Origin of the sequence: Solemya velum gill symbiont (genome assembly GCF_002020255.1) — a bacterium.
Taxonomy (GTDB): domain Bacteria; phylum Pseudomonadota; class Gammaproteobacteria; order Chromatiales; family Chromatiaceae.
The window spans coordinates 33449-57810 of record NZ_MPQG01000005.1; the positions used below are offsets into that span (position 1 = coordinate 33449).

Consider the following 24362-nt stretch of genomic DNA (forward strand, 5'->3'; position numbering starts at 1 on the left):
CCTGTTAACAAGGCAGAAAATGAAGAAAATCACAATTATCGGAGCGGGATTTGCAGGATTGACCGCGGTCCGTGAACTCAGAAAACTGGACAAGTCTGTTGAGATTACGCTTATCTCGCCAGTTGCAGAACTGCACTACCTGCCGGGCATCATCTGGATACCGAGTGGCAGGCGTCAACGTGAGGACCTGGTTATTTCACTGGATAACTATTTCTCACGTATGAAGGTCAAATTTCACCAGGGGAATGTGACCGGATTGCGTGATGGTGGCCGCGTTGTCGAGACAGACAATGGCGAAATTACGAATGATGGCCTGATTATTGGTTCCGGTGGCCGATTCATCAAGAAGCTGCCTGGAATTGAACGTGCCATCACACCTTGTGAAGGTATTACCGCTGCCGAGAAGATTCGTGATCGCCTCAAAGAGATGCAGGGTGGAAATATCGCCATCGGTTTTGCCGGTAATCCGAAAGAGCCAAGCGCAATGCGTGGCGGCCCCATGTTCGAGTTTCTATTCGGGCTCGATACACAACTTCGCCAGGAAGGGCGACGCGACAACTTCAAGCTGACTTTCTTCAGCCCTGCGCCTCAACCGGGAAATCGCCTCGGCCCGAAGGCGGTTAAGGGGCTGTTGGAGGAGATGAAGAAACGCAATATCGATACCCATCTCGGTCACAAGATGAAGGGCTTTAGCGAAACCGGCGTAACAACCGAGGGCGGAGAGTTTCCTGCTGACCTGATTCTTTTTATGCCCGGTATGACCGGCAACAAGTGGTTTGACAATTCAGAACTACCTCGCTCTGAGGGAGGCCTGATCAAGGCAGATGCCCAGTGCCGTGTCGAGGGTATGAAAAATGTCTATGTTGCCGGTGATTCCGGCAGTTTTCCGGGGCCTGACTGGATGCCTAAACAGGCACACATGGCTGATCTGCAGGCTACTGCGGCAGCAAAGAACCTGCTCACCGAGCTTGATGGCAGTACTCCATCTGAAACTTTCAAGGTGGAACTGGTCTGTATTGTCGATTCAAACAGCAAGGGTATGTTGGTCTCGCGTAATGAGAAACGTGCGCTGACACTGCCTGCATGCAGGATGTTCCACTGGATGAAGCGTGGTTTTGAGTGGTGGTACCTGAAGCAGTATCGCTGAGTAATAACAGATGCTGCGTATCTCCAATAATGTCACTCTGCCCGATTCTGAAATCGAGATGGAGGGCATTCGTGCGCAGGGTGCGGGCGGGCAGAATGTCAACAAGGTCTCCACGGCCATTCATCTGCGTTTTGATATCAATGCCTCTTCATTGCCTCCTTTCTACAAGGAACGCCTGCTTCAGCTGCGCGATAAGCGTATCAACAAGGATGGCGTCATCGTCATCAAGGCGCAGAAGTACCGTTCACGGGAAAAGAACATTGATGATGCGCTCAAGCGGCTCACAGCTATTGTGCGCAGTGTTGCCACCGTACAAAAGAGCCGTAAGCCGACCAAGCCGACACGGGCAGCCAAGCAACGACGAATCGATGATAAAAAACGGCGTGGCAAGATCAAGCAGAACCGCAAAAAAGTCCATTCGGATTAACGCGCTTGTTCACTACCTATCTCAAGCTGGTGTTTGCTGTCGTCTCCTGGGGTGGCGCATTTGTATTCGCCAAAATGGCGGGTGCTGATATCGGTGAGGTCGAGGCGGCCTCATGGCGTTTCCTCGTCAGTGCACTCTTGCTCACGCCGCTGCTGTTTCGTACCAGGTTTCCGAAACCAACAGCAAGGGAAATGTTGCTATTCCTGGTACTTGGCCTGAGCGGTATCTATTTCTATAACCTCTTTTTCTTCCATGGTCTTCAGCTGATCAAGTCGAGTCTTGCCGGCATGATCATAGCTCTCAACCCGATTGTCATACTGCTGCTCTCTGTCTATTTTTTCAAGGAGCGACTGACGCCAAAGATGTTTGCTGGTGTTGTCATTTCAATTACGGGGGCGATTGTCGTAGTGCTGGGCAGGCAGGTACCGCAGGGCGGTGAAGCCAGCAGCTGGCTTGGCATTATTCTGATTCTTGGATGTGTCATCAGCTGGTCAATCTACAGTCTTTTCGGCAAGGCGATGATGAAGCGTTACTCACCAGGACAGCTGATCAGTGTATCCGTGTGGATCGGTGCAGTGATCCTGCTGCTGCATCTCTATCTATCGGGTTCATCCTTACCACCGGTCAGTGGCATCTCCCTGTTCTCTGTTTTTTATCTCTCGGCGATTGCAACGGTACTGGCCTTTGTCTGGTATTACGATGCGATTCGACAGATCGGTGCAGGTTTCTCGGCCCAGTTCATCAATCTTGTTCCTTTCTCGGCTGCGTTATTCGGTTACTTCATCCTTGACGAGCGTATCTCGCTGTTGACCTTGAGTGGTGGTGTCCTGGTTGTCACGGGTGTATTGATTACGCAAAGAGCTAAAATCAGCCAAGCAGAAGCTTCAGCGCCATGCTCACCGAAACAATCACAAGCAGCGGACGAATAATTTGTGACCCATGCCTGAGTGTGACGTGTGAACCGAGATATCCACCAATCACCTGGCCCGCCCCCATTACGAATCCGATCAGCCAGAGAATCTGGCCGCTGAACAGGAATACCAGCAAGGCTGCAAAATTACTTGTGAAGTTGAGCAGCTTGGTGCCACCGACGGCTTTCTGCAGTGAATAGCCGAGCAGAGAGACGAAGGCGAACATGAAAAAAGAGCCCGTGCCTGGTCCGAAGAAGCCGTCATAGAATCCCAGCGAGGTACCGAAAAGAAGACCGAACACTGCAGGAGTAATGCGCTTGTGACGATCCTGTTCGCCAACCTTGTGGGCGAAAAGAAAATAGAGAGCGAAGCAGATCAACAGGAAGGGGATGAAATCCTCAAGCAGTTGGTTGGGCAGTTGCTGGATCATGATAGCACCGGCGGCAGAACCGATGAAAGTCAGGATGACAGCAAGACGTAGTTCTTTCAGTGGCACTATGCCGTTACGAATGTAATTCGTGGTTGCCGTAAAGGTGCCAAAAGTGGCCTGCAATTTATTGGTTGCGAGAGCCTGTATCGGTGTCATACCTGTCCACATCAGCGCAGGTACCGACAAGAGCCCGCCACCGCCAGCTATGGCGTCAACGAACCCGGCAGCGATTCCGACAAAGAACAGCAGTGGTAATGAGAGTGCAGGGTCCGTGAGCAAGGATTTGGCCTGTTGGCGTCCGAATTGAACATTCTACCGTTATTTGTGCACTTGTCCTGCCTCATGCAGTGATAAAATCATCCAATTACAAATATTTTTTCGGAAACAGAACATGAGCGACATCCAACTTTCACCAGAACTTTTCCAGCGCATTCAGCAGGCGATCATTGAACAGGAACCAGAGGCACAGCAGGATTCAGGCGTCATGATGCAGTACTTGGCAGCTCTGATGGGCTACATTCTTGGCTCGCAACAGGAGATGCCTTCCCAAACCAAGGAGGAATTCATGGAAGAGCTATCAGATTTTGCACGTCACGTTATGCGCGATGCCGATGGCAGGGTACAACAGCAGCGCCAGACGCAGGCAGCCAATGCGTTTGGTATCTGGACGCCTAAGGCCGATTGATCACAGTCGGTAAAGAATCGCTTGTCCCCGATCGACGATATCCTTGGTGAAGGTGGTGAACTCGAACAGAGGATTGCCGGATTTCGCGTACGCAGCCAGCAGCTGGAGATGGCTCATGCTGTCGATGATGCGTTGAAGTCCGCAGGCACCCTTGTGTGCGAGGCAGGCACGGGTACGGGCAAGACCTTCGCATACCTTGTGCCAGCTTTGCTATCCGGACTCAAGGTGATTATCTCGACCGGGACAAAAAACCTGCAGGACCAACTGTTCAACCGCGATTTACCGCGTATTCGCGATAGCTTGGGGCAGAGCGTTTCGGCAGCGCTTCTTAAAGGGCGTGCAAACTACCTGTGTCTGCATCGCATGGACAGCGCGGAGTTCGACAGACGTGCAGCGTCACCAAAGACGATGGAGCTCCTGGCGCAAGTGCGCGAATGGGGACGTAAAACCAGGCGCGGGGATATTGCCGAGCTGACGATGATCCCGGAAAATGCACCAATCTGGCCGCTGGTGACATCGACAATCGACAACTGCCTCGGGCAGGCGTGTCCCGATTACTCAAAATGTTTCCTAGTCGAGGCTCGCCGCAATGCACAGGAAGCGGATGTGGTGATAATCAATCACCATCTGCTGTGCGCTGATTTCTCACTCAAGGACGAGGGTTTTGGTGAGCTCTTGCCAATGGCGGATGCCTTTATCATAGACGAGGCGCACCAGTTGCCAGCGGTAGCGAACAACTTCTTCGGCACCAGTGTCAGCGCTCGCCAGTTACAGGAGTTGTGTCGCGATATCCTCACCATCTACAGCCAGATGAAAATGAAGCAGTCTGAAGTGCAGGAAGTGGCAAATGCACTCGACAAGTCAGTGCGTGATTTCCGCCTGTTACTTGGACTTGACGAACGCCGTGGTGCCTGGGAAGAACTGGCTGCAGATAGCCATCACCTGAAAGCACTTGAACAGCTGCATGAGAAACTCGCTGATGTTATCGAGGTTCTGGAGGCTCTCAAGGGTACGGACGAGTCGCTTGATGCCTGTTGTGAACGTGCAGGTCAACTCTCCAGGCATCTTGATCTTATTACCAGTGACGAGGATGCTGATTCAAACGTGCGCTGGTTTGAAACCACGCGTCTCGGTTTTCGTCTTGCACAAACTCCGCTGGAGATTGCAGAGGCTTTTCAAAAGCAGATGCAGAGCCATGCCAATGCCTGGATCTTTACCTCTGCAACACTTGCCGTGGGCGGAGATTTCAGTCACTTCTGCTCACAGCTGGGGATCAAGGAATCCGAGACTGCTTGCTGGGACAGCCCGTTTGATTATCGCAAACAGGCACTCTGGTATGTACCCGAGGGACTGCCTGAACCAAGTCATGAAAGCTTTGTCGAGAAGCTGGTTGAATCCGTGATCCCTCTGCTTGAGGCGAGCAAGGGCAGAGCCTTTTTGCTCTTTACCAGCTATCGGGCGCTCTACAGGGCGAGCGAAATGCTCGAGGAAAAGATAGACTATCCATTGCTGGTGCAGGGCTCCGCTCCCAAGGGGGAGCTTCTCGATCGTTTTCGTGAACTCGGCAATGCGGTTCTGCTTGCTACCAGCAGTTTCTGGGAAGGAGTCGATGTGCAGGGCGAGGCATTGTCACTGGTGGTGATCGACAAGCTTCCGTTTGCATCACCCGGCGATCCGGTCATGCAGGCGCGACTCGATGCAATAAAAAAGCGCGGGCTCAATCCCTTTATGCAGTACCAGTTGCCACAGGCAGTCATCTCGCTCAAACAGGGTGCCGGACGCCTGATACGTGGTGTTGAAGACAGGGGTGTCCTGGTGACGGGAGATATGCGTATGCTGAACCGTCCTTATGGCAAGATTTTTATCGATGCCATGCCATCATTTTCACGTACACGCCAGCAACAAGATGTTGAACAATTTTTCAGTGGAGAATCTGCTTGAAACTGCTTGCAATAGAAACATCCGAAATCGCCTGCTCTGCCGCCCTGTGGATGAATGGCGAGGTGAGTGAGCGATTCGATCTGGTGCCGCGTCGCCACAGTGAACTGCTACTACCGATGATCGACGAGGTGCTTGCTGATACCGGGGTGGTAAAAAGCCAGCTTGACGCCATTGCATTCAGCCGAGGTCCCGGCTCCTTCACCGGCGTACGAATTGCTACCGGCGTTGCACAGGGGCTCGGGTTCGCACTCGATTGCCCACTTGTGCCTGTATCAACACTCGCAGGTCTCGCACAGGGTTGCTATCGTCGTCTGCAATCAGCGCGAGTCGCAGTTGCCCTGGATGCACGCATGCAGGAGGTCTACTGGGGTGCCTACCGGTCTGATGACAATGGTGTCATGCGACTGAGCGGCGAAGAGCGCTGTTGTGCGCCTGCAGAAGTTAATCTTGATGAGAGTGACTGGAGTGCCTGCGGTAGTGGCTGGGAAGCCTATTCAACTGACCTCAAGAAGGCCTGTGACGGGCAGCTGGGACAGTATGACGAAGAGCCGCACTGTCATGCAAAGGATATCGCGATGCTGGCGGCGACACTCTTGCGTGAAGATGGTGGCGTGCCTGCAGAGCAGGCGATGCCTGTTTACCTGCGCAACCAGGTAGCACACGTCAAAGCCTGAGTGGATAAAAGAATCACAAATCGATGTGATTAGCTGTCTATTTTCTGCCGGATTTTCTCTTCGATCAGCGGCATGATTTTTTCATCAATGATGCCTGGCAGGGCATTAAGCAGCTCTTGCCTGACTTCATCGACCAGTTGCTGCGCAAGATCTACCCCGGGCGCCTCTTGTTCAGGTGCCTCCTGTTCAGGTTCAACCAGGTCAGTTTCATCCAGCTCGGTCACTGATTTAAATTGCTCAAGCTTTGAAAACGAGAGTGTGTCTTCTTTATCAGGTGCTGCGGGTGGTGTGATCTCTTCTTCAAACAGGGGCGCTGGCGTTGTTTCCTCTTCAGATTCAGGTGCGGGTGTCTCCTCGACGATGAAGTCGCTCTCTTCAATGTCAGATGCATCATCACACATCAACATATCTTCAAGTGAGAGTTCCACCAGTTCCTTCTCTTGTCCGTCGCTCATGCCTTAATCTCCTGGTTTGTCAGCGGGTAGCCGCGATCGCGGTAAAATCGATAATGCTCACGGCTTGTCGTCTTCTGTCTCTCATCATTATCCACCGGTTCTATCACGCGTTCAAAACTGCTGAAGAATGCCGGTATGTCCCCGGACAGGTTGATCAGCACATCGTGCTCGCCACGTGCATCTTCACCCCAGTTGACAAGAACCGGATTGCTTTCGGGATCGGCATCCGGCAGCAGGTCATGGGGAATGAAGCTCTGTTCCCGGAATGTCCACAGCAGTTGGTTCATGTGCAGGGCCTCTTCGCGCGAACCTGTCTGGATAACGACCCTGTGACCGGATTTCCACGCCTTCTCTGCAATACGGCAACCGAGGAAAAAACGATCCTGCGTGCTGTCGGCAGAAAGAATGTAGAACTCCACGCGTGTCATCGATCTTACCCGGCCTTGTTGATCAGGTAGTTAACCAGCAGGGGTACAGGACGACCTGTGGCACCTTTTTCCGCGCCGCTTTTCCAGGCAGTACCTGCGATGTCCAGGTGCGCCCAGTTGAAATCCTCGGTGAAGCGCGACAGGAAACAGCCGGCTGTGATCGTGCCGGCCGCAGGGCCGCCAATGTTGGCGATATCTGCGAAATTGCTGTCCAGCTGCGGCTGGTACTCATCCCACAGCGGCAGGCGCCAAGTACGGTCGTTACAAGATTCGCCTGCGCTAATCAGGTCACTGGCAACCTCTTCACTGTTTGCCATCAGTCCAGAGGCATGGTTGCCCAGTGCCACGATGCAGGCACCTGTGAGGGTGGCAATGTCGATGACAGTGTCGGGCTTGAAGCGTTTGCTGTAGGTGAGTGCATCACACAGAATCAAACGCCCCTCTGCATCCGTATTGAGAATCTCGATCGTTTTACCGGCCATCGATGTGACAATGTCGCCCGGTTTGTTGGCATCACCGTCTGGCAGATTTTCGGAGGAGGGAACAACGCCAACAATGTTAATTGGCAGTTCCATCTCTGCAACTGCCTTGATGGTACCTATAACGGAAGCACCGCCGCACATGTCATATTTCATCTCGTCCATACGGGCCGATGGCTTGATGGAGATACCACCGGCATCAAAAGTCAGACCCTTGCCGACGAGAACAACGGGTTTATCTCCTTTCTTGCCACCCTTGTACTCCATGATGATCAGTTTTGCAGGTTGGCGGCTGCCACGTGAGACAGAGAGCAATGCACCCATCTTGAGCTTTTCCATCTCCTTCTCGTTAATGACCTTTGTGGAAATGGATTTGTACTTTCGTCCCAGGCTTCCGGCCTTGCGTGCCAGGTAAGCAGGTGTGCAGATGTTCCCCGGCAGGTCGGCAAGATTCTTCGCCATCTCCATGCCCAGCGCGATCGCCTCTCCCTGTTGGACAGACTTGCGCCCCCCGGCAAGTTGTTTTGAATTGGAAACCGAGAGACGGATCTTACGAATTTTGTGTGGCTTGTCGTCGTCTGACTTGCATTCGCTAAAGTTGTAGGTCGCATTGACCAGGGCCTGTGCTGTTTCGCGAAGCAGTGTGCTTGTAGTCAGCGAGCTTTTTGCAGGCATGCCGATAATCGCTTCGCCGACTTTCATCGACAGCAAGTTCTTCATTGCGGCAGAGACACCTTTCTGCAACTGGCTGATATTGAATTCATCCTCATCACCTAGACCGACGACAAGCAGGCATTCACACGGCATGTCACCAGTCTCGCAGAGCAGGGCGGTTTCGCCGGCCTTGCCGTTGAAGCCGCTATTAACCAGTTGTCTTTTGACCAGGCCATTGCTTGCCTTGTCTATAGCCTCTGCCTCCTTGCACATCTCTTGCTGAGTTGTTGAGAATAGTATCAGGCAGCGGGTTTTTGTCTTGGCGAGGTCAATTTTTGATAGTGTAATTTGCATGTCAGGTCGTCTAAGTAACGGGAAATTCTGTTAGGATGCCAGTTATGTAATAGTTAAGTCCAGTGGAAACCTTTTCAATGCAGCTACTGTCGCGACTCGATCGCTATGTCGGTTATGAAATCCTGAGGATTTTTGCTGCGATTCTCGTTATTCTGACGTTAATCCTGGTGGGCAGCAGCCTCATCCGGATGCTGCGTACGGCTGCATCTGGAAGTATCTCGCCGGACTCGGTACTCACCCTGATGTCTCTTGAGCTTTTGCGCCTTTCCGGGCGTCTTGTTCCGGTAGCCTTCTTTTTTGCGACCGTCATGGCACTTGGGCGAATGTACCAGGAGCAGGAGATGACGGCGCTGTTCTCCAGTGGAGTCAGCCCCTACCGCCTGTTCAAAATCGTTGGCATCGTTGCGATTCCCATGGTGATTGCAACGGCCTGGCTAGTCATGGTGATTTACCCTTCGACCGGGCGTGTATCTGAACACATTACAACGCAATTTCGTGACCAGTTGCTGCTGTCATCCATGGAGGGCGGGCGCTTTTACGAGTCGAATAAGGGCAGCCTGGTTTTTTATGCCGAGACCTCGGATATCGATACCGGAGAACTCGCCAATGTCTTTCTGCATCAGCGCAAGGATGATGGCACGATCACCGTGACCGTCTCGGAAAAGGGAACTCATCAGGTAGATGAAGAAACCGGGCTGCGCCGTGTCATTCTGAAAGATGGTCACCAGTACCAGGCAGTACCGGGTGCGATAGAAACCTACCAGGTCGATTTCGATGAATTCATTATTACGGTCAACAGGCCACCACCGAAAGAGCGGCGCATTCGCCTCAGGTCAGTTGATACTACAGAGTTGCTGCAAATGCCTGACAGGGACGCCAGGATCGAGTTCGAGACGCGGCTGGTTTTCCCTCTCTCCGTGGTTGCGTTCGGTTTTCTTGCTGTTCCCCTGAGTCGTTCAAGGGTGCGTCAAAGTGCTTACCTGCGTGTGTTACTGGCAGTTGTTGTTTACGTGCTGTTCACCATGCTGACAAATTCAGCAGAGAAATGGGTAGAGAAGGGAGTGACGCCCTTATGGATGGGGGTATGGTGGGTACCGGCCTTGATGATGCTGGTCGTTGGCCTGTTGCTTGCGTTAGACCATCCGGCAAGCAGAAAGTGGTGGAAGCGCTATGTATAGACTCGACTGGTATATCACCAAACAGATCGCAATCTGGACAGCAATTGCCCTCCTTGTGCTGGTCTCGTTTCGCAGTTTCAATGTGCTTGTCGAAGAGCTGGGTTCACTGCGTGGCGACTACCAGACGTTAGAAATACTCTATGTTGTGCTGTTGCGAACTCCGGGATACATGTACGAGGTGTTCCCCATGTCGCTGCTGATAGGTGGTCTTATGGCGCTTGGAGGCATGGCAAGAAACCAGGAAATTACAGCGATGCGCGCTGCTGGTGTCTCGGTGTGGCGGCTGTTTCGTGCCTTGCTCAAGAGTGGTGTGCTGATTACATTGGTTGCACTTCTCATCGGTGAGGGGCTTGCCCCGGGCATGCGCCAGGAATCGGAGCAGCTACGAGCGCAGTGGCTCAAATTCCCGTCGATTCTGCAGACCAAATATGGTGTCTGGGTCAGGGATGGTGATTCTTTCGTGAATATTCAGCGGATCAAGCCGAATGGAGAGCTGCGCAGTATCAAGACTTATCGTTTTAATGATGATGGTTCATTGAATACCATGCGTAATGCACTGCGAGCTGAATATGATGATGAGAGCGGCTGGGTTTTACGCAATGTCAAGGAGACGCGCTTTGAGGGTGATAGCGTTGTTTCGCAAACCTTGATGAAGACGCAGATGGAAGCGCATCTCGATGCAGACATGATGAGCAAGCTTGGAACAGACCCGCAAATTCTGTCGATTATCGATCTTTACGAATACAACAGGTTTTTGCACAAGAATGAACAGAGCGTACCCGAATACGAGATTGCTTTCTGGAGTAAACTGGCAATTCCTGCATTGAGCATGTTGATGTTGCTGCTGGCACTGCCTTTTACTATTAACAACATGCGCAATGTCGATATAGGACGAAACCTGGTTGCCGGTGCGCTACTCGGTGTATTGATCTACCTAGTGAACAAAAGCGCCTCATTTTTAGCACTTATCTATGCCGTTTCGCCAATCGCAGTAGCCTGGGTGCCCGTGCTCTTGCTTGCCGCGGCGATCATGCTCTACATGCGACGGATCTCAGGCTGAAATCAGTTGCTATCCGAACATGATCCTAGGCATGCGGTCATGGAACTCGGCCATGGTTGAATCGGGCTCCATGGTGACAACATAGATACGCTGCTCATTCCTGTTTTTAGCCACGAGACCCTGGATGTACTTGCCTGGTAGCAGGTCGAACCAGCGGGATTTTCCTTCGTAATCTTTTTCCATGAAACTGCTGACATCGATTTTGACAGGGGTAGGGAAGTACTTGTCCCAAACGCCTGAATAGACAGAGTCGAGTCGTGCCCAGCCGCCAACCGGCAAGCTGCCGGACTGTTCCCTGCGGCGTCCCCATGGAAGCAACAGATGACTGCCGTTTTTCATACGCACAGGCAGGACTGCATTCGGGTTCGGAAAGAAAACCCGGTAGTCCTGTCCAGAATGATTGAATGTCACGCCTCCACACATATGATAATTGTACTACATAAGTTCTAAGCGTGTTGTGAGAGACTGTTTTTCCGCTTGAGAAGTTCGATAATGATAGGTAGAGACAATATTTGGACATTAACGAATGTTGGATAATTCGATCAATCACGATGTTGCAACGAAATTACGGGAAGTGGCGGATATTCTCGAACAGCAGGGCGCAAACCCGTTTCGTATTCGCGCTTATCGACGTGCTGCTGAAACTGTTACTCATCTTGAAGCGGATTTACCGGACCTGCTCGAGCAGGGTGGTATCGATGCCCTGATCGAACTTCCGAACATCGGTCGTGGTATTGCCACGGCGATTGCAGAAATTCTGGCTACTGGCCGTTGGGCACAGCTGGAACGGCTGCGCGGTTCACTGGATCCGGTGAAGCGATTGCAATCTGTTGCGGGTATCGGACCCAAGCTGGCGCAACGCATACATGATGAGCTCCATATCGATACACTAGAGGGTCTGGAGCTCGCAGCACATGATGGACGCCTGGAAGAGTTGGAGGGTGTCGGAGTGAGACGTGCCACCTCAATCAGCGCAACGGTAGAGAATATGCTGGATCGTGTGCGCAGCAGCCGTCACAACCAGGATGAAAATGGCCCGTCAGTTGAAATGCTGCTCGATGTTGATCGTGAATATCGCGAGAAGTCATCGGCAGGGGAACTGCCCACCATCGCCCCGCGGCGCTTTAATCCAAACGGTGAGGCCTGGTTGCCGATTCTGCATACTGAACGTTTACCGCTCTGTTTTCAAATACAGCCAGGGCGCATGAACTTGGGCATACTCATGACTGGGTGGTGATTTATCATTACAATGATCACCAGGAAGAGGGTCAGCACACAGTGGTCACAGAGACGCACGGTGCTATGATTGGTCAACGTGTCGTGCGCGGACTCGAGATCGAGTGCCGCGCTCTTTGGGAGAATAATAATTGAAGCTCTATCTTGCACAACATGGTGATGCGGTGGGGAAAATGATCGACCCCGAGCGCCCCCTGTCAGGAAAAGGGAAGGAAGATGTCAGTAAAATGGCTGATTTCCTCACCAAGGCTGGAGTACGCGTCGATCGTGTGATTCACAGTGGTAAATTGCGTGCACAGCAGACCGCCAGCATACTGGCCCGGTCTATTGCGCCAGGTGTCCCGGTTGAGACCAGTGGTTTCATCAATCCAAATGACGATCCGGCATCTTTTCACTGGGAAAGAGGTGGTCCGAAACAGGATATACTCGTTGTTGGCCACCTTCCCTTTATGGAAAAGCTGGTTGCTCACCTTGTTACAGGGGATATGGAGAGAGATATCACAGATTACGACCCGGGCAGCGTCGTTTGTCTTGAGTATAGCCATGATAGTTGGCAGATAATCTGGATGTTGAATCCCGGGCTTCTCGCCTGATTAGCCCGGAATCATGGAAAAAGAACAAAAAGAACTTCTCGCTGACAAAATTGGCGGCCTCGGCCAGGCTCATATCGAAGTGCTGGCCGACATGGCGCAGAGCTTTGCCGAATCTCTCGACATTGACGATACCCTTCGTACCGCCCTCAGAAAAACCATGCAATACCTCGATGCAGAGGCAGGTTCTGTCTTCTTGCTGGTTGATAATGATGAGATTCTTGAATGCCGCGCATCGGAAGGACCGGTTGATATCACCGGGCTGAGATTACCGGCAGGACAGGGCATTGTGGGGCAGACAGTACAGGAAAACGACACCCTGATCATTCGTGATGTCTCCAAAAGCAAGAGCTTTAACGTGGCAGTGGATGAGGATACAGGCTTTCAGACCCGTTCCATTCTTTGCGCTCCCCTGACGGTTCGTGGCGAACGCCTAGGTGCACTGGAACTGATCAACAAGCAGGGCAGCGATGGTCTGTTCAGTGACAGGGATCGCAGTTTTCTTAGTGCCCTGGCATCATCTGCGGCCCTGGCGATGCTCAATGCTCGTATGGCTGCAGACCTGGTTGAACAGGAGAAGGTACGCAAGGAGCTGGAGATGGCACGCGAGATTCAGAACTCCTTGTTACCGCCGATGCCACCACAAGATGCACCGATCCACGGCCTGAATATCCCTGCACGTGGAGTATCTGGTGATCTTTACCTGTTTTTCCCTCTTTCGAACGGGCGTCTCTTCTTTGCCCTGGGTGATGTTTCTGGAAAAGGGATACACGCGGCTCTCTTCATGGCCAAGACCGTCAGCCTGATTCGCGCGCTGGCAAAGCTGGAGCACAGCCCTGGAAAGCTCTTTGCCCGGCTCAATGATGAAATCAGAGAGACGGCCAGCCGTGGTATGTTCATCACCCTGGCTGCCGGTACCTTTGATCCGGCTAGCGGCAAGGTGTGCATGACCAATGCGGGTCATGAGCCCCCGCTGTTCCGAAACATCGACGGAGAGTATGTTGCCTATCCAGCAGATGCTCCGCCCCTCGGTATCCTTCCTGACCTGGTTTTTGAAGAAGTGGAGATCATGCTGGAGGGTGGGGCACTCTATCTTTTCACCGATGGAATGACTGAAGGCTTCGACAGTGAAGGCCAAGCACTGGGTGTAGCAGGGGTGAAGGCAGCTATTGAGCAACATCAGAATTTGAATCCACAGGCACGTATCCAGGCGATGGTGGAACCCCTGACAGATACAGATACGCAACTTCGTGATGACATAACCCTGCTGGTCGTTGAACATCAGCCCATACAGGTGCTGGCCAAGATAGAGGTTTCAGCATTGCCAACTAATCTCAAGGGACTGCGGGATGGCCTGCGCGAGGTGCTGGTCGAGAATGAAATCGACAAGGCCCTGGTGGAGAAGCTGGTCCTTGCGGTTGGAGAGGCTGTGATGAACGTGGTGCAACACGGCTTTGACGAAGGGGGAGCAGAGGGTAGAATTACCCTTGAGGTATGTAAAGAAAGGGACGGTCTGCTGTTTCGGTTGATGGATAACGCTCCGTCGATGGACCCTGCCGAGGTCACCCCTCGTGATCTTGATGACATCCGCCCCGGAGGTCTGGGTACCCACTTTATACGGGAACTGATGGACAGCGTTGAATTCATGCCACCACCTGCTGGTAGTGGAAATCTGCTGGAAATGCGCAAGAGGATAGAACTGCTGTGAAATGTGAAATTAGCGAGCAAGAAGGATTTCAGGTCGTCGCCTTGGGAGGAGACGTGGATCTCGCCAGTTCCCCAGAAGCGCGTGATGCCATTCTTGGCGGTCTCGCCAAGAGCAATGTTCTGGTCGATCTGTCCAATGTCGAATATATCGACAGTTCCGGTGTGGCAAGCCTGGTTGAAGGATACCAGTCAGCCAAGGATAAAGGGCGTAGTTTTGGATTGATTGGCGTCAGCGAGGCTGCATTGATGGTCCTACAGTTGGCCCGTCTGGACAAGGTTTTTTCTATTTACACGAGCGTTCAAGACGCCGTAGATCAAGGCTAACGGCCACAGCATGCTCACGTTTCTGGAAGGCTTGGGCAGACGCACTGTACGCGGTATTGAAGAGTTGGGCTATCATGCGGCCCTGTTTGCCGAGAGCATCTACTGGTTGGTCTGGGGTAAACGCATAGGTCAACCGGTACGCAACAACCATGTGGTCAAGGAGATGGTGTCGGTGGGCATCAATGCGCTTCCGATCATAACAGTACTCTCTTTCAGTATTGGCATCATGCTGGCCATCCAGGGAATCCATACTCTCAAGACATTTGGTGCGCAGAACCAGGTCGTACTGGGTATAGCGCTTTCCGTCACACGTGAATTTGCACCCCTGATTGTGGCGATCCTTGTCGCCGGCCGTTCAGGCTCAGCCTTTGCCGCCCGCATCGGTACAATGAAAATCTCTCAGGAACTGGATGCCCTCAAGGTAATGGGCATCAACCCGGTGCGTTACCTGCTCGCCCCGGCACTGCTCGCGATGCTGGTGATGGTTCCCACGGTGACTTTTTTTGCCGATCTCGTCGGGTTGCTGGGTGGCGGGCTCTACAGCGCCGCTGAGTTGGGAATAGGGCTGGATGTCTACTGGGAGCGCACCCTTGATGTGCTTGATCCGGAAGACCTGATGCAGGGGTTGGTCAAGAGCGTCCTTTTTGCCGTGATGATTTCACTCATTAGTGCAGCCAATGGCTTTTCAGTCAGCGGGGGTGCCGAGGGTGTTGGACGAGCAACCACCCGGGCCGTGGTAATGTCTATTGCCGCCATCCTTGTGACCGATATGCTGTTTACCTACTTCATGAATCAATAATCATCATGGCTACTGACCCGGCAATAGAAATATCCAACCTGCACGTACGCTATGGCGACGTCGATATTCTGCAGGATGTCAATCTCACCGTGGAACGCGGTGAGGTGATGGTGATCATGGGAGGGTCGGGTTCTGGTAAGTCGACCTTTTTGCGCCAGCTGCTGGGGCTGGAAAAACCCTATGGCGGCTCAATCAAGTTGCTGGGTAAGGATATCACCACCCTTACGGGCCAAGAGATGTACCAGATGCGCAAGGAGATGGGGGTTGCCTTCCAGGGAGGGGCGCTGTTCAACTCTATGACCGTGGGTGAAAATGTCATGCTGCCGCTACGCGAACACGTGGATCTGAATGAGCAGACCATGCAGATCATGGCACGCATGAAGTTGGAAGTGGTCAACCTGGCAGGTTTCGAAAACTTGATGCCTGCTCAGCTTTCGGGCGGTATGATCAAGAGAGCGGCAGTAGCCAGGGCAATTATCATGGATCCCAAGCTGCTGTTTTTTGACGAGCCTTCGGCTGGTCTTGATCCGGTGGTATCGGCAGAACTCGATGACCTGATCCTGAAGCTGAAGACTGCCATGGGCATGACCATCGTGGTGGTGACCCACGAACTCGAATCAGCCTTCAAGATCGCTGACCGAATTACATTTCTCGACCGCGGCAAACTGCTCATGAGTGGTACTGTTGATGAGGTACGCAATTCGGATAACAAGCGTATCCAGAACCTGTTGAACAGGGTACCGGAAGAGGAACAGTTGGATGCCGATGAATACATCAGGCGCCTGGTGGGACGGGAAGAGTGATTTTTTACTATGATTTAATAGCCGGAACGGAAACTCGATAACAATGAAATACCAAAATGTCTCCTATATAACAGTCGGCTCCTTTGTACTGGTCATGCTCATCGGTCTCATGGCGATGCTGGTCATGATTACCGGTTATGTCTGGCATGCTGACTACTATACGGTTCGTTACGACAACGTAACGGGACTATCCCGTGGAGCCCCGGTTACCTTCGAGGGATTTCAGATCGGGCGCGTTGCCAGCATTGTTCCGGAGCACGACGAAAAGAATACGACGACCTACAAGGTCAACCTGGAAATTGACAAGCAGAACGAGGTGAGTTGGCCTATACCGGATGACAGCAAGTTCCGACAGGTCTCATCTGGTTTGCTTTCCACCATAACGGTAGAAATCGAACGGGGTGAATCCAACACCGCGCTGGAACCCAATACAGAACTGGTAATCCAGGGAACCAGGAAGCGCGACCTGATGCAGACACTGAATAGCATCGGCGATGAAATCGAGAGCTATAAGGATGATTTTCGCAATATTATCAGCCGCCTTGATAACACCTCGCGCATTATCGATGAGGAGACGCCTGCGATTATTGCCCTGGTCAAGAGCGGTAGTACCTCCCTGGACAAGGGCATTGTGGATATTGTCACTGACGTGAAAAGCATGTCTTCCGAATTGAAGGCGGGAATTCAGGATATGCGTGAAGTGGTTGGTACGGCCAACCGTGAATCGATTTCATCTTTTCTGGAAGCGATGGAAAAGGGCGGCCAGAACTTTGAGGAGCTTTCCATGCAACTGCAAGGGAGTCGCGGCAAACTGGATGCGTTGCTGGAAGATTCACGCGACCTGGTCGGGAATAACAAAGGTGATGTCAACCGCACCATCAAGGATTTGCAGGCGAGTATCAAGATAATCAGCCAGTCGATCGGTGCTATCACCCACAACCTCGATATAACCAGTCGCAACCTGGCGGAGTTCAGCCGCCAGATACGGCAGAATCCTGGACACCTGATCCGTGGCACATCACCGCGTGATGCAGCTCGCTAAGGTAAACCGGACATGATTTCCGACACTCACCGCTTCGGATAATTACAGGAGCCACCAATGAAAAGAGTCTTGTTATATATGCTGCTGGCATCGTTTCTGACGGCCTGTGTTTCTTCACTCTCACCGGTACCGGAAGATCGCTATTACCGTCTTTCCGAGGTGGCGGGAAAATCGTCGGGGAGGGCCTCTCTTGGCGGGGTACTGGCGATAGGTACGATCGAGAATGCCGGTGTTTACAATGAACGGGCTATTCTCTACAGCGAGTCAACTGAACCTGCCAAATTGCAGCGTTTACCACTATCACTTCTGGACCGACGCTCCACCACGCCTGATACAGGACCATCTTGCCGTCTACCTGCGCAAGGCTTCTGTAGCAAACACAGTCGTGAACGACAGGGGCGAGGTAGACTGGAGTCACTTGTTGTCAGGCAAGCTGCGCCGTTTTGAGCGCATCATGGATGGCAGTGGTTCGCGTGTTGCAGTGGATATGGAATTTCGGCTTATGCACAATCACAGCAGAAAAGCCTTGCTGGTCAAGGACTACGACGTTGAGGTCGAGGTGGCGGGCGATACCGTCAACGATGCGGTTGAGGCTATGACAAGGGCGTTGGAGTCAATCTATGGGCAACTACTGGCTGATATCAGAAGAGTGGCGAGGTAGCACACTCCCCTGAAATCACCTTAAGAGGCAGCATTGGACCAGTAACTTACCTGATCAATGCCTGGCCTTGTCGCCCCATATCTCTTTCAGGCGTTGGTCTCGCCCACAACTGTAACGATAGAATTTATATCTGATCGGGTTGTTTTTGTAATAGTCCTGGTGATAACTCTCTTTTCCCTTGATGGGATAAAAAGTAGATGCATCCAGAATGGGTGTGACAACAGTTTTACCTGGAAATTGTGAAACGACTCTCTTTCTGGATGTTTCAGCCAGTGCGCGTTCGTTTTCATTGGCAACGAAAATTGCACTCAGGTAGCTATGTCCCTTGTCGCAAAACTGTCCTTTGGCATCGAAGGGGTCGATACTGACCCAGTAGTATTCCAATAACTGTTCGTAGCTGACCTTGTCCGGATCATAGGTGATCTCAACTGCCTCATAATGTCCCGTATGATCACCTTCATAGGTTGGATTGTCCACTGTGCCCCCGGTGAAGCCTGAGATGACATCGGTTACACCTTCCACTTTTTCAAAGTCAGACTCCATGCACCAGAAACAACCGCCCGCAAATGTTGCCTTATCGGCAACAGCTACATTTGTACAACAGAGAAAACCTGCCACTAAAAGAATTACCTGTTTCACAATAAGACCTTTATCCGTACTGTTATTCGTATGAACTTACTGTAGCAGAAGAGCTCAAAATTAAATGAGACATTTTTCAGGGATTTATATGGACGTCATGAGAGATCGAAATCTATTACTCATCTTCAGCCTGGCGATTGTGATTATTTCCGGCTGGTATTTCACCGGCAGCCACACAGCAACAGCCGAAGATCAGAATACGAACCAGGCTCTGGAGAACCCTCTTGCCGGTACTGATTCGAAATGGAGTAAGCCCCCCGACGAAGTGTTAAAAAGCCGACTGACGCCCTTGCAGTACAAGGTGACACAGCACGAAGGTACGGAACGCCCATTCAATAATATCTACTGGAATAACAGAGAAGAGGGTATCTACGTGGATATCGTCAGTGGTGAACCGCTATTTAGCTCCAGTGACAAGTTCAAGTCAGGAACCGGATGGCCAAGTTTTACACGTCCCCTGGTCAACAATCATGTCGTGGAAAAAACGGACAGGATGTGGGGAATGAGGCGAACCGAGGTACGCTCAAAATTTGGAGACTCCCATCTGGGTCACGTCTTTAATGACGGCCCGGATCCTACCGGTCTTCGATACTGTATTAACTCGGCTTCACTGCGATTTATACCCAAGAGTGCTTTAATCGATGAAGGCTATCCAGAATTTGTTTCCCTGTTTGAATCGATTGAGAAATGAAGTTGTCCCGAATCTTGATTTCACTGATTGCTCTTTTCCTGTTTGCACAAGCAGAAGCTTCAGAGAAAACATATTCCAGCGGTGAACAACAGGTCGCTCTACTGGAACTCTTTACTTCCCAGGGCTGTAGTAGCTGTCCACCTGCCGATAAGTGGGTTAATCAATTAATCGACAGGCCCGGCCTGTGGAGAAAATTTATACCCGTCTCTTTTCACGTGGACTACTGGGACTACATCGGTTGGAAAGATCCCTATGCCAGCAGGTCTAACTCGAATAGACAATATCGATACAAGCAGCAGAAAGGAGTCAAGGTTGTATACACGCCCGGTTTTGTTGTAAATGGTAAAGAGTGGCGAGATTGGCGCCGTAACAGCAAGATACCGCAAGATGAAAACAGTCCGGGCAATCTGGAAGTTAAGATTGATGGTCAGAGACTTCAAGCGAAGTTTATTCCTGTTGAAAAGAGTGATGAGCGTTATCGTTTAACTGTTGTGTTACTCGGTTTTGATTTGAGTTCGCGGGTAACAGATGGAGAAAATGAAGGCCGTACTCTGAAAGAGGAGTTTGTTGTACTGGATCAAGCCAGCCAACTTTCGCATGACTCAAACTGGGATATACAGCTTCCCTGGTTGAATACAGCATCCCGGGGAAAGAGAGGCGTTGCTGCCTGGGTTGCAACTGAAAACAGGCAAGCACCTGTCCAGGCTACCGGAGGCTGGTTGAATCAGTAACTACTCAGGCGGTTGCAGCAGATGACTTTTCGTCATGAATTGACGATACAGCAGCGGCACAATCACCAGGGTCAGCGATGTTGAAAAAACCAGTCCCCAGACAATGGCTGTTGCTACCGGCCCCCAGATGAGTGATTTACCACCCAGCCCGGTCGCCAGTGAGAAGAGGCCTGCGACCGTGGTCAGTGATGTGATCAGAATCGGAATAACACGCCGTCTTGCTGCATAGATGGTTGCATGAAGCACACTCATTCCCGCCTTGAGGCGCATGTTGCCCGCAGATATCAGGACAATCGCTGCATTAACAGCGATACCGGCGAGTGCGACTATGCCATACAGGGTGTAGAGGCTCATCGGGTTGCCTGAAATCAACAGGCCAAAGGTGACGCCTGTGAAAGCCATGAAAAGGGTAGAGAGGATCATGAATGGCTGCCAGTAACTTCTGAACTGGGTTCCAAGAATGGCGTACATGACTCCGACGCCAAACAGGAACAGGATGAGAATCGAATCCATGGCTTCATAGATGTCATCGAGTTCACCTGAAAAATCGAGATCTATGTCAGGGTAGTTATTCTGTATATCATTCCAGCCTTTCTGGATCAGTTGATTGGCAGTGACCGTATCGATAAGCGTCTCTTCAAGATCTGCTTCCACTGTAATTGCACGCCTGAAATTGTAATGGCGTATGTTTCCAAGTCCGGTTTCCCGCTGCTCTTTGACCAACTCGATAAGCGGTACACTGCCACCATCAGCTAACGGCAGTCGGAACTGGAGCAATTCATTGATATTCTTAATATTGCGATCGGATCCTTTTACCCGTATGTCCACCTTCTCACCGGCATCGCGCATATCTGTCACCACCAATCCATCAACCAGTAACTGGATTGTACGGGTCACTTCCAGCGGGTTAATTCCGGTGCGATTAATGGCGTCTTCGTCGAGTGAGAGGATGAGTTCGCTGCGGCCTTTACTTGCATCATCATCGATATCCTTAACACCTTCAATGCCGGACAACAGGTCTCGTAATGCATCTGCTGCCTCCCGTATCTCGGGGTAGGAATCACCACGCACCTTGATGCTGATCGGTTTTTCGGTCGGCGGGCCGCCAGCCAGCCTCAAAAAAGAGATTTGTACCGGACCGGGTGTTGCCATGATGTCACTACGCATCTCCTCAATCATTGCTTCTACAGTTCTCAGATCCGGTGTTTTCGGATTCAAACCGACCATGATCTGGCCGACGTGCTCTCCCAACCGTGGTGCAGTTTCTGTGAACATATTCCCCGAATAACTCAGAACAGCACGCGCCTCTCCATCACGCAAATGTGATTGAACCTTTCTTTCAATCTCTTCTACTTTCTTCAATGTGGAATGCAAGGTGGTTTCAGGTGGCATTTCAACGTTGACATAGAAGAGGCGTATGGTGTCAGCAGCGAAGAAATCCATACGCACCATGCCGGCAGCCATGGCTCCGAAGGCGCTGACAAACAGCAGTATGACAAATGAGAATGTCAGCCAGCGGTGACGCAGAAACTTTACCAGCAGACGTACATATTTAATTTGAATTGCGTGAGTCAGTTTGACCCGGTACTTATGGATTCTTGAGGGCTTCTCGAAGCTGACTTTCGCTGCAGTAACATGGGCTGGCAGCATCCAGAAGGCCTCGATTAATGAAAGGGAGAGTGCAACAACGACAACAATCGGAACGACTCTCATAAAGTCCCCGAGGATTCCCGGTAACAGAATCAATGGCCCGAATGCAGCTATGGTTGTGAACACGGCAGCTGTCACAGGAGCAGCCACTTCGTTGAGTGCTTCCATGGAGGCCTCCATGGGTTTCATGCCATGCCTCACGCGGTAATAGATGCCCTCAACGACAACAACGGCATCATCCACAAGCATACCGAGCACGATGACAACGCCAAGCAGAACCATGACATTCAGGGTTTCACCAACCCCCGACAGTATCCAGAAGGTACCTGCAAGTATAAAAGGGATGCCGATTGCAGTCAGAAGTGCAATGCGTGAACCGAGAAAGAACCAGGCAACAATCAAAACGAGAACAAGTCCGATCAGGGCATTTCTCTGCATCAGTGAAATAGCACTCTTGGTGACAACAGTCTGGTCATCGACAAGAATCAGCTCTATACCGGTCTGGTCTGAATAGATGTTCCTGCCTTGCATATAGGCCTTGATACGATCGACAAGCTCTATCGTGTTGGCATTTGCCTGCTTCATCACTGCCAGAAGAACTGCCGGACGTTCATTGAAACTGGTTAATTGGGAGGGCTCAGCACGGCCACGTTCAACCCGTGCAACGGTGCCGAGTGTGACTTCGCCCTGTGCTCCGACGATTGTGCGTGATGCAAGCTGACCTGGGTCGTTACTTGAACCGACCAGTCGCACCAGCCAGTTCTGTTCCCCAAGACGTGTGTCGCCGGCTGCGATATCCTGAAAAAATGCGGAGACAGTATCTGCTACCTGTCCGGGTGACAGGTTCAACTCTTCCAGCAAGGCAGTATCAAAATTGACCTGTAATTCAGGTTCTGGCAGTCCAATTGGATCGACACGATCAACTCCCTTGACCCTCTCAAGCCCTTTCTGGATATTGCGTGCCTGGATGCGTAGCTCTTCATCAAGAGATTGACCGACAACAGCAACTGTCGCAGAAGGGAAGGCATTAGCAGTGGTGATTTCCAGTATCTGGGGGTCTTCTGCTGCGTCTGGCAGTTCACTCTCCTTGTTCTGGATTTCGCGCCTTAAGTCAGCAACGCTTTTATCGAAGGTGCGTTCATCAATATCCTGAAATCGTACAAGGATACTGGAAACCGACTCTCTGCTTGTGGAGGACATGAAGTTGATGTTCTGGATTTTACGAACTGCGTCTTCAATCGGGTCCGTGACCTTTTTTTCGACATCCAGTGCCGATGCGCCGGGAAGTACAGTGGTAATGACGATCCAGTTAAAGTTGATCGTCGGATCTTGCTGGCGCGGCAGGTTCATATAAGAGAGCAGGCCAATGACCAGTACAAGCACAAAAACCAGGTTGGCAAGAACATGGTTTTGCAGGAGTGACCGGTAGAATGCACCCACGACTTAATTCTCCTCCACGAGGACCTCGATGTTATCGCCGTCCTGTAATCTCTGACGGCCCTCGGTCACAATCAGTTGTTCAGGGGAGGCATTGAACTCGGCTGGCTGCCCCTCCTGCGCATTGGGCAATGCATGGAACCTGGCAGTGCTATTATCCACAAGAAAAACACCCAGAAGACCATTTCGTCGTACAAGATAATTTGCAGGGAGTTGATTTGCGCCACCTTGCCAGACAAGGCGTCCTGTCGTTCCCGGAGAAGCAGATATATCTTTAAAGACAAGGCGAGCCTCTTGCGTTCGGGTTTTATTATCATAGATCGGGATGATAGTACGCAGCTCCAGCGGGTAACTATTACCTGCATGGTGGAAATCAACAGCTTTTGCCTGTTGCAGGCTGACTGCATCAGCAGAACGAAGTTCGGCACTTACTTCTGAGTGGTCCAGTTGCACCAGGTTCACCAATGGCGAGCCAGGATTTGCGAGTTCACCGACATTTGCCAGACGTTTTACAACGACCGCATGAACAGGCGCTTTGATAATGCAGCGTTCAACATTGATCTCTGCCTGTCTCACCTGTTCCAGCTGATTTTGATGATCAGCCGTTGCTGCGAGCAGGTCAGCATTGCGCTGCTCAAGAACTTCCTCACTGATACTCCTGGTGTTTTTCAGCCCGCTGGCACGTTCCAGTTGTGTAGATGCAAATGAGCGCAGCGCCTCATTTTTACGTAAAATCGCTTTTGCCGACTCAAGCCGGGATTTGTGATCACGGCAGTCAAGAATGACTAGCTGATCGCCTTTTTTTACTTGATCTCCCACCTGGACAGGAATGCGTTCAACTCGTCCGGTTATTTCAGCGGGAATCTCCGGGGCATTGAGCGAGAGGGTAGTAGCAGGAACACTGAATTCTGACACTCGTAAAAGCTTATCGAGTTGCATTGCCCTGACTGGCACAGCTTCGGCATGAACCAGTGGGGTGGCTAACATCATAAGAACGAGCAGTGTTATTTGTCTCATGACAGATCTATTCCCATTTCGTTATGTATGCTGATATTAATCCAGTCAAAAGCACACTGGACGTTGATTTCAATCTGGTCGTACCCCTAACTACTGTAATTATATTGTACTGCAGTATAGAAAGCTTCCTTATCTGGAAACCATTCCCCGAAAATGAAAGGGGTATACTGACAATAGATGTGAATGAGGCTCACAGAAGTAGGAGCGATATC

General features: G+C 51.5%; 26 protein-coding genes. 18 read left to right on the forward strand and 8 right to left on the reverse strand.

Features of this window, described 5'->3' with window-relative positions; all coding sequences use genetic code 11:
* Positions 1–19: 19 nt before the first annotated feature.
* From BOW06_RS05400 to BOW06_RS05410, 3 genes are read left to right on the forward strand one after another with little or no spacing between them, the layout of a single operon-like run.
* Positions 20–1147, forward strand: coding sequence for an NAD(P)/FAD-dependent oxidoreductase (locus BOW06_RS05400; protein ID WP_043115516.1), 1128 nt, complete (start codon positions 20–22; stop codon positions 1145–1147).
* 10 nt (positions 1148–1157) lie between these two features.
* The gene (arfB, locus tag BOW06_RS05405) at positions 1158–1574 is read left to right on the forward strand and encodes an alternative ribosome rescue aminoacyl-tRNA hydrolase ArfB (RefSeq protein WP_043115518.1); all 417 of its coding nucleotides are present in this window, start codon (positions 1158–1160) and stop codon (positions 1572–1574) included.
* Positions 1575–1579: 5 nt separating this feature from the next.
* Positions 1580–2503, forward strand: coding sequence for a DMT family transporter (locus tag BOW06_RS05410; RefSeq protein ID WP_052131960.1), 924 nt, complete (start codon positions 1580–1582; stop codon positions 2501–2503).
* Here BOW06_RS05410 and BOW06_RS05415 read toward each other — a convergent pair.
* Positions 2442–3194, reverse strand: a complete 753-nt coding sequence (locus BOW06_RS05415) for a TSUP family transporter (protein WP_043115520.1) — start codon at positions 3192–3194, stop codon at positions 2442–2444. The genes BOW06_RS05410 and BOW06_RS05415 overlap by 62 nt on opposite strands.
* A gap of 112 nt (positions 3195–3306) precedes the next feature.
* Between BOW06_RS05415 and BOW06_RS05420 the strand changes: the two genes are divergently transcribed.
* The 3 genes from BOW06_RS05420 to tsaB are packed head-to-tail and all read left to right on the forward strand — an operon-like array spanning position 3307 to position 6215.
* Complete coding sequence (locus BOW06_RS05420) at positions 3307–3600, forward strand: hypothetical protein (RefSeq protein ID WP_052131961.1); 294 nt, start codon at positions 3307–3309, stop codon at positions 3598–3600.
* A gap of 21 nt (positions 3601–3621) precedes the next feature.
* The gene (gene yoaA, locus BOW06_RS05425; RefSeq protein ID WP_078454482.1) at positions 3622–5541 is read left to right on the forward strand and encodes a DNA repair helicase YoaA; all 1920 of its coding nucleotides are present in this window, start codon (positions 3622–3624) and stop codon (positions 5539–5541) included.
* On the forward strand, positions 5538–6215 hold the full coding sequence (gene tsaB, locus BOW06_RS05430) for a tRNA (adenosine(37)-N6)-threonylcarbamoyltransferase complex dimerization subunit type 1 TsaB (protein WP_043115522.1): 678 nt from the start codon (positions 5538–5540) through the stop codon (positions 6213–6215). Before yoaA ends, tsaB begins: the two co-directional genes overlap by 4 nt.
* Positions 6216–6244: 29 nt before the next feature.
* Here the strand turns inward: tsaB and BOW06_RS05435 are convergent, their stop codons facing one another.
* The 3 genes from BOW06_RS05435 to BOW06_RS05445 are packed head-to-tail and all read right to left on the reverse strand — an operon-like array spanning position 6245 to position 8585.
* On the reverse strand, positions 6245–6670 hold the full coding sequence (locus tag BOW06_RS05435) for a hypothetical protein (protein WP_043115524.1): 426 nt from the start codon (positions 6668–6670) through the stop codon (positions 6245–6247).
* The gene (locus tag BOW06_RS05440) at positions 6667–7098 is read right to left on the reverse strand and encodes a DNA polymerase III subunit chi (protein WP_078453235.1); all 432 of its coding nucleotides are present in this window, start codon (positions 7096–7098) and stop codon (positions 6667–6669) included. The genes BOW06_RS05435 and BOW06_RS05440 overlap by 4 nt, the downstream gene beginning before the upstream one ends.
* Before the next feature lie 5 nt (positions 7099–7103).
* Positions 7104–8585, reverse strand: coding sequence for a leucyl aminopeptidase (locus tag BOW06_RS05445; RefSeq protein WP_078454483.1), 1482 nt, complete (start codon positions 8583–8585; stop codon positions 7104–7106).
* A gap of 77 nt (positions 8586–8662) precedes the next feature.
* On the opposite strand from BOW06_RS05445, the gene lptF reads away from it, so the two are divergent.
* Both lptF and lptG read left to right on the forward strand, forming a co-directional pair.
* A complete protein-coding gene (gene lptF / locus BOW06_RS05450) occupies positions 8663–9763 on the forward strand; it encodes an LPS export ABC transporter permease LptF (protein WP_043115528.1) in 1101 nt (366 codons plus the stop codon).
* Positions 9756–10823, forward strand: a complete 1068-nt coding sequence (lptG, locus tag BOW06_RS05455; protein WP_078453236.1) for an LPS export ABC transporter permease LptG — start codon at positions 9756–9758, stop codon at positions 10821–10823. The genes lptF and lptG overlap by 8 nt, the downstream gene beginning before the upstream one ends.
* Positions 10824–10832: 9 nt before the next feature.
* On the opposite strand, the gene BOW06_RS05460 is transcribed toward lptG, so the two are convergent.
* The gene (locus BOW06_RS05460) at positions 10833–11234 is read right to left on the reverse strand and encodes a hypothetical protein (protein ID WP_078453237.1); all 402 of its coding nucleotides are present in this window, start codon (positions 11232–11234) and stop codon (positions 10833–10835) included.
* Between the two features lie 115 nt (positions 11235–11349).
* Here BOW06_RS05460 and BOW06_RS05465 point away from each other — a divergent pair, with 115 nt between their 5' ends.
* The 8 genes from BOW06_RS05465 (at position 11350) to BOW06_RS05500 (ending at position 17985) form a co-directional block, all read left to right on the forward strand.
* Entirely contained in the window at positions 11350–12060 is a 711-nt protein-coding gene (locus BOW06_RS05465; RefSeq protein ID WP_306292347.1) for a helix-hairpin-helix domain-containing protein, read from the forward strand.
* Positions 12061–12190: 130 nt separating this feature from the next.
* Positions 12191–12652: a phosphohistidine phosphatase SixA gene (gene sixA, locus BOW06_RS05470; protein ID WP_043115535.1), complete on the forward strand. Its 462-nt coding sequence runs from the start codon at positions 12191–12193 to the stop codon at positions 12650–12652.
* A 13-nt stretch (positions 12653–12665) separates the two neighbouring features.
* Complete coding sequence (locus BOW06_RS05475; protein ID WP_078454484.1) at positions 12666–14357, forward strand: ATP-binding SpoIIE family protein phosphatase; 1692 nt, start codon at positions 12666–12668, stop codon at positions 14355–14357.
* On the forward strand, positions 14354–14680 hold the full coding sequence (locus BOW06_RS05480) for an STAS domain-containing protein (RefSeq protein ID WP_052131963.1): 327 nt from the start codon (positions 14354–14356) through the stop codon (positions 14678–14680). The genes BOW06_RS05475 and BOW06_RS05480 overlap by 4 nt, the downstream gene beginning before the upstream one ends.
* A 10-nt stretch (positions 14681–14690) precedes the next feature.
* The gene (locus BOW06_RS05485) at positions 14691–15479 is read left to right on the forward strand and encodes an MlaE family ABC transporter permease (RefSeq protein WP_052131964.1); all 789 of its coding nucleotides are present in this window, start codon (positions 14691–14693) and stop codon (positions 15477–15479) included.
* 5 nt (positions 15480–15484) lie between these two features.
* Positions 15485–16282 (forward strand): ABC transporter ATP-binding protein, encoded by a 798-nt coding sequence (locus tag BOW06_RS05490; protein ID WP_078453239.1) that lies wholly within the window; start codon positions 15485–15487, stop codon positions 16280–16282.
* 43 nt (positions 16283–16325) lie between these two features.
* Complete coding sequence (locus BOW06_RS05495) at positions 16326–17324, forward strand: MlaD family protein (RefSeq protein ID WP_078453240.1); 999 nt, start codon at positions 16326–16328, stop codon at positions 17322–17324.
* Positions 17325–17562: 238 nt separating this feature from the next.
* Positions 17563–17985 (forward strand): ABC-type transport auxiliary lipoprotein family protein, encoded by a 423-nt coding sequence (locus tag BOW06_RS05500; protein WP_179115164.1) that lies wholly within the window; start codon positions 17563–17565, stop codon positions 17983–17985.
* A gap of 54 nt (positions 17986–18039) precedes the next feature.
* Here the strand turns inward: BOW06_RS05500 and msrA are convergent, their stop codons facing one another.
* On the reverse strand, positions 18040–18603 hold the full coding sequence (gene msrA, locus BOW06_RS05505; protein ID WP_230209661.1) for a peptide-methionine (S)-S-oxide reductase MsrA: 564 nt from the start codon (positions 18601–18603) through the stop codon (positions 18040–18042).
* Between the two features lie 118 nt (positions 18604–18721).
* Here msrA and msrB point away from each other — a divergent pair, with 118 nt between their 5' ends.
* Both msrB and BOW06_RS05515 read left to right on the forward strand, forming a co-directional pair.
* Positions 18722–19315, forward strand: a complete 594-nt coding sequence (gene msrB / locus BOW06_RS05510) for a peptide-methionine (R)-S-oxide reductase MsrB (RefSeq protein ID WP_143556054.1) — start codon at positions 18722–18724, stop codon at positions 19313–19315.
* Positions 19316–19317: 2 nt separating this feature from the next.
* Positions 19318–20046: a DUF1223 domain-containing protein gene (locus BOW06_RS05515; RefSeq protein WP_179115412.1), complete on the forward strand. Its 729-nt coding sequence runs from the start codon at positions 19318–19320 to the stop codon at positions 20044–20046.
* Here BOW06_RS05515 and BOW06_RS05520 read toward each other — a convergent pair whose 3' ends face one another.
* Complete coding sequence (locus BOW06_RS05520) at positions 20047–23136, reverse strand: efflux RND transporter permease subunit (protein ID WP_043115544.1); 3090 nt, start codon at positions 23134–23136, stop codon at positions 20047–20049.
* 3 nt (positions 23137–23139) lie between these two features.
* Positions 23140–24150, reverse strand: a complete 1011-nt coding sequence (locus tag BOW06_RS05525; RefSeq protein ID WP_043115545.1) for an efflux RND transporter periplasmic adaptor subunit — start codon at positions 24148–24150, stop codon at positions 23140–23142.
* Between the last annotated feature and the right edge of the window lie 212 nt (positions 24151–24362).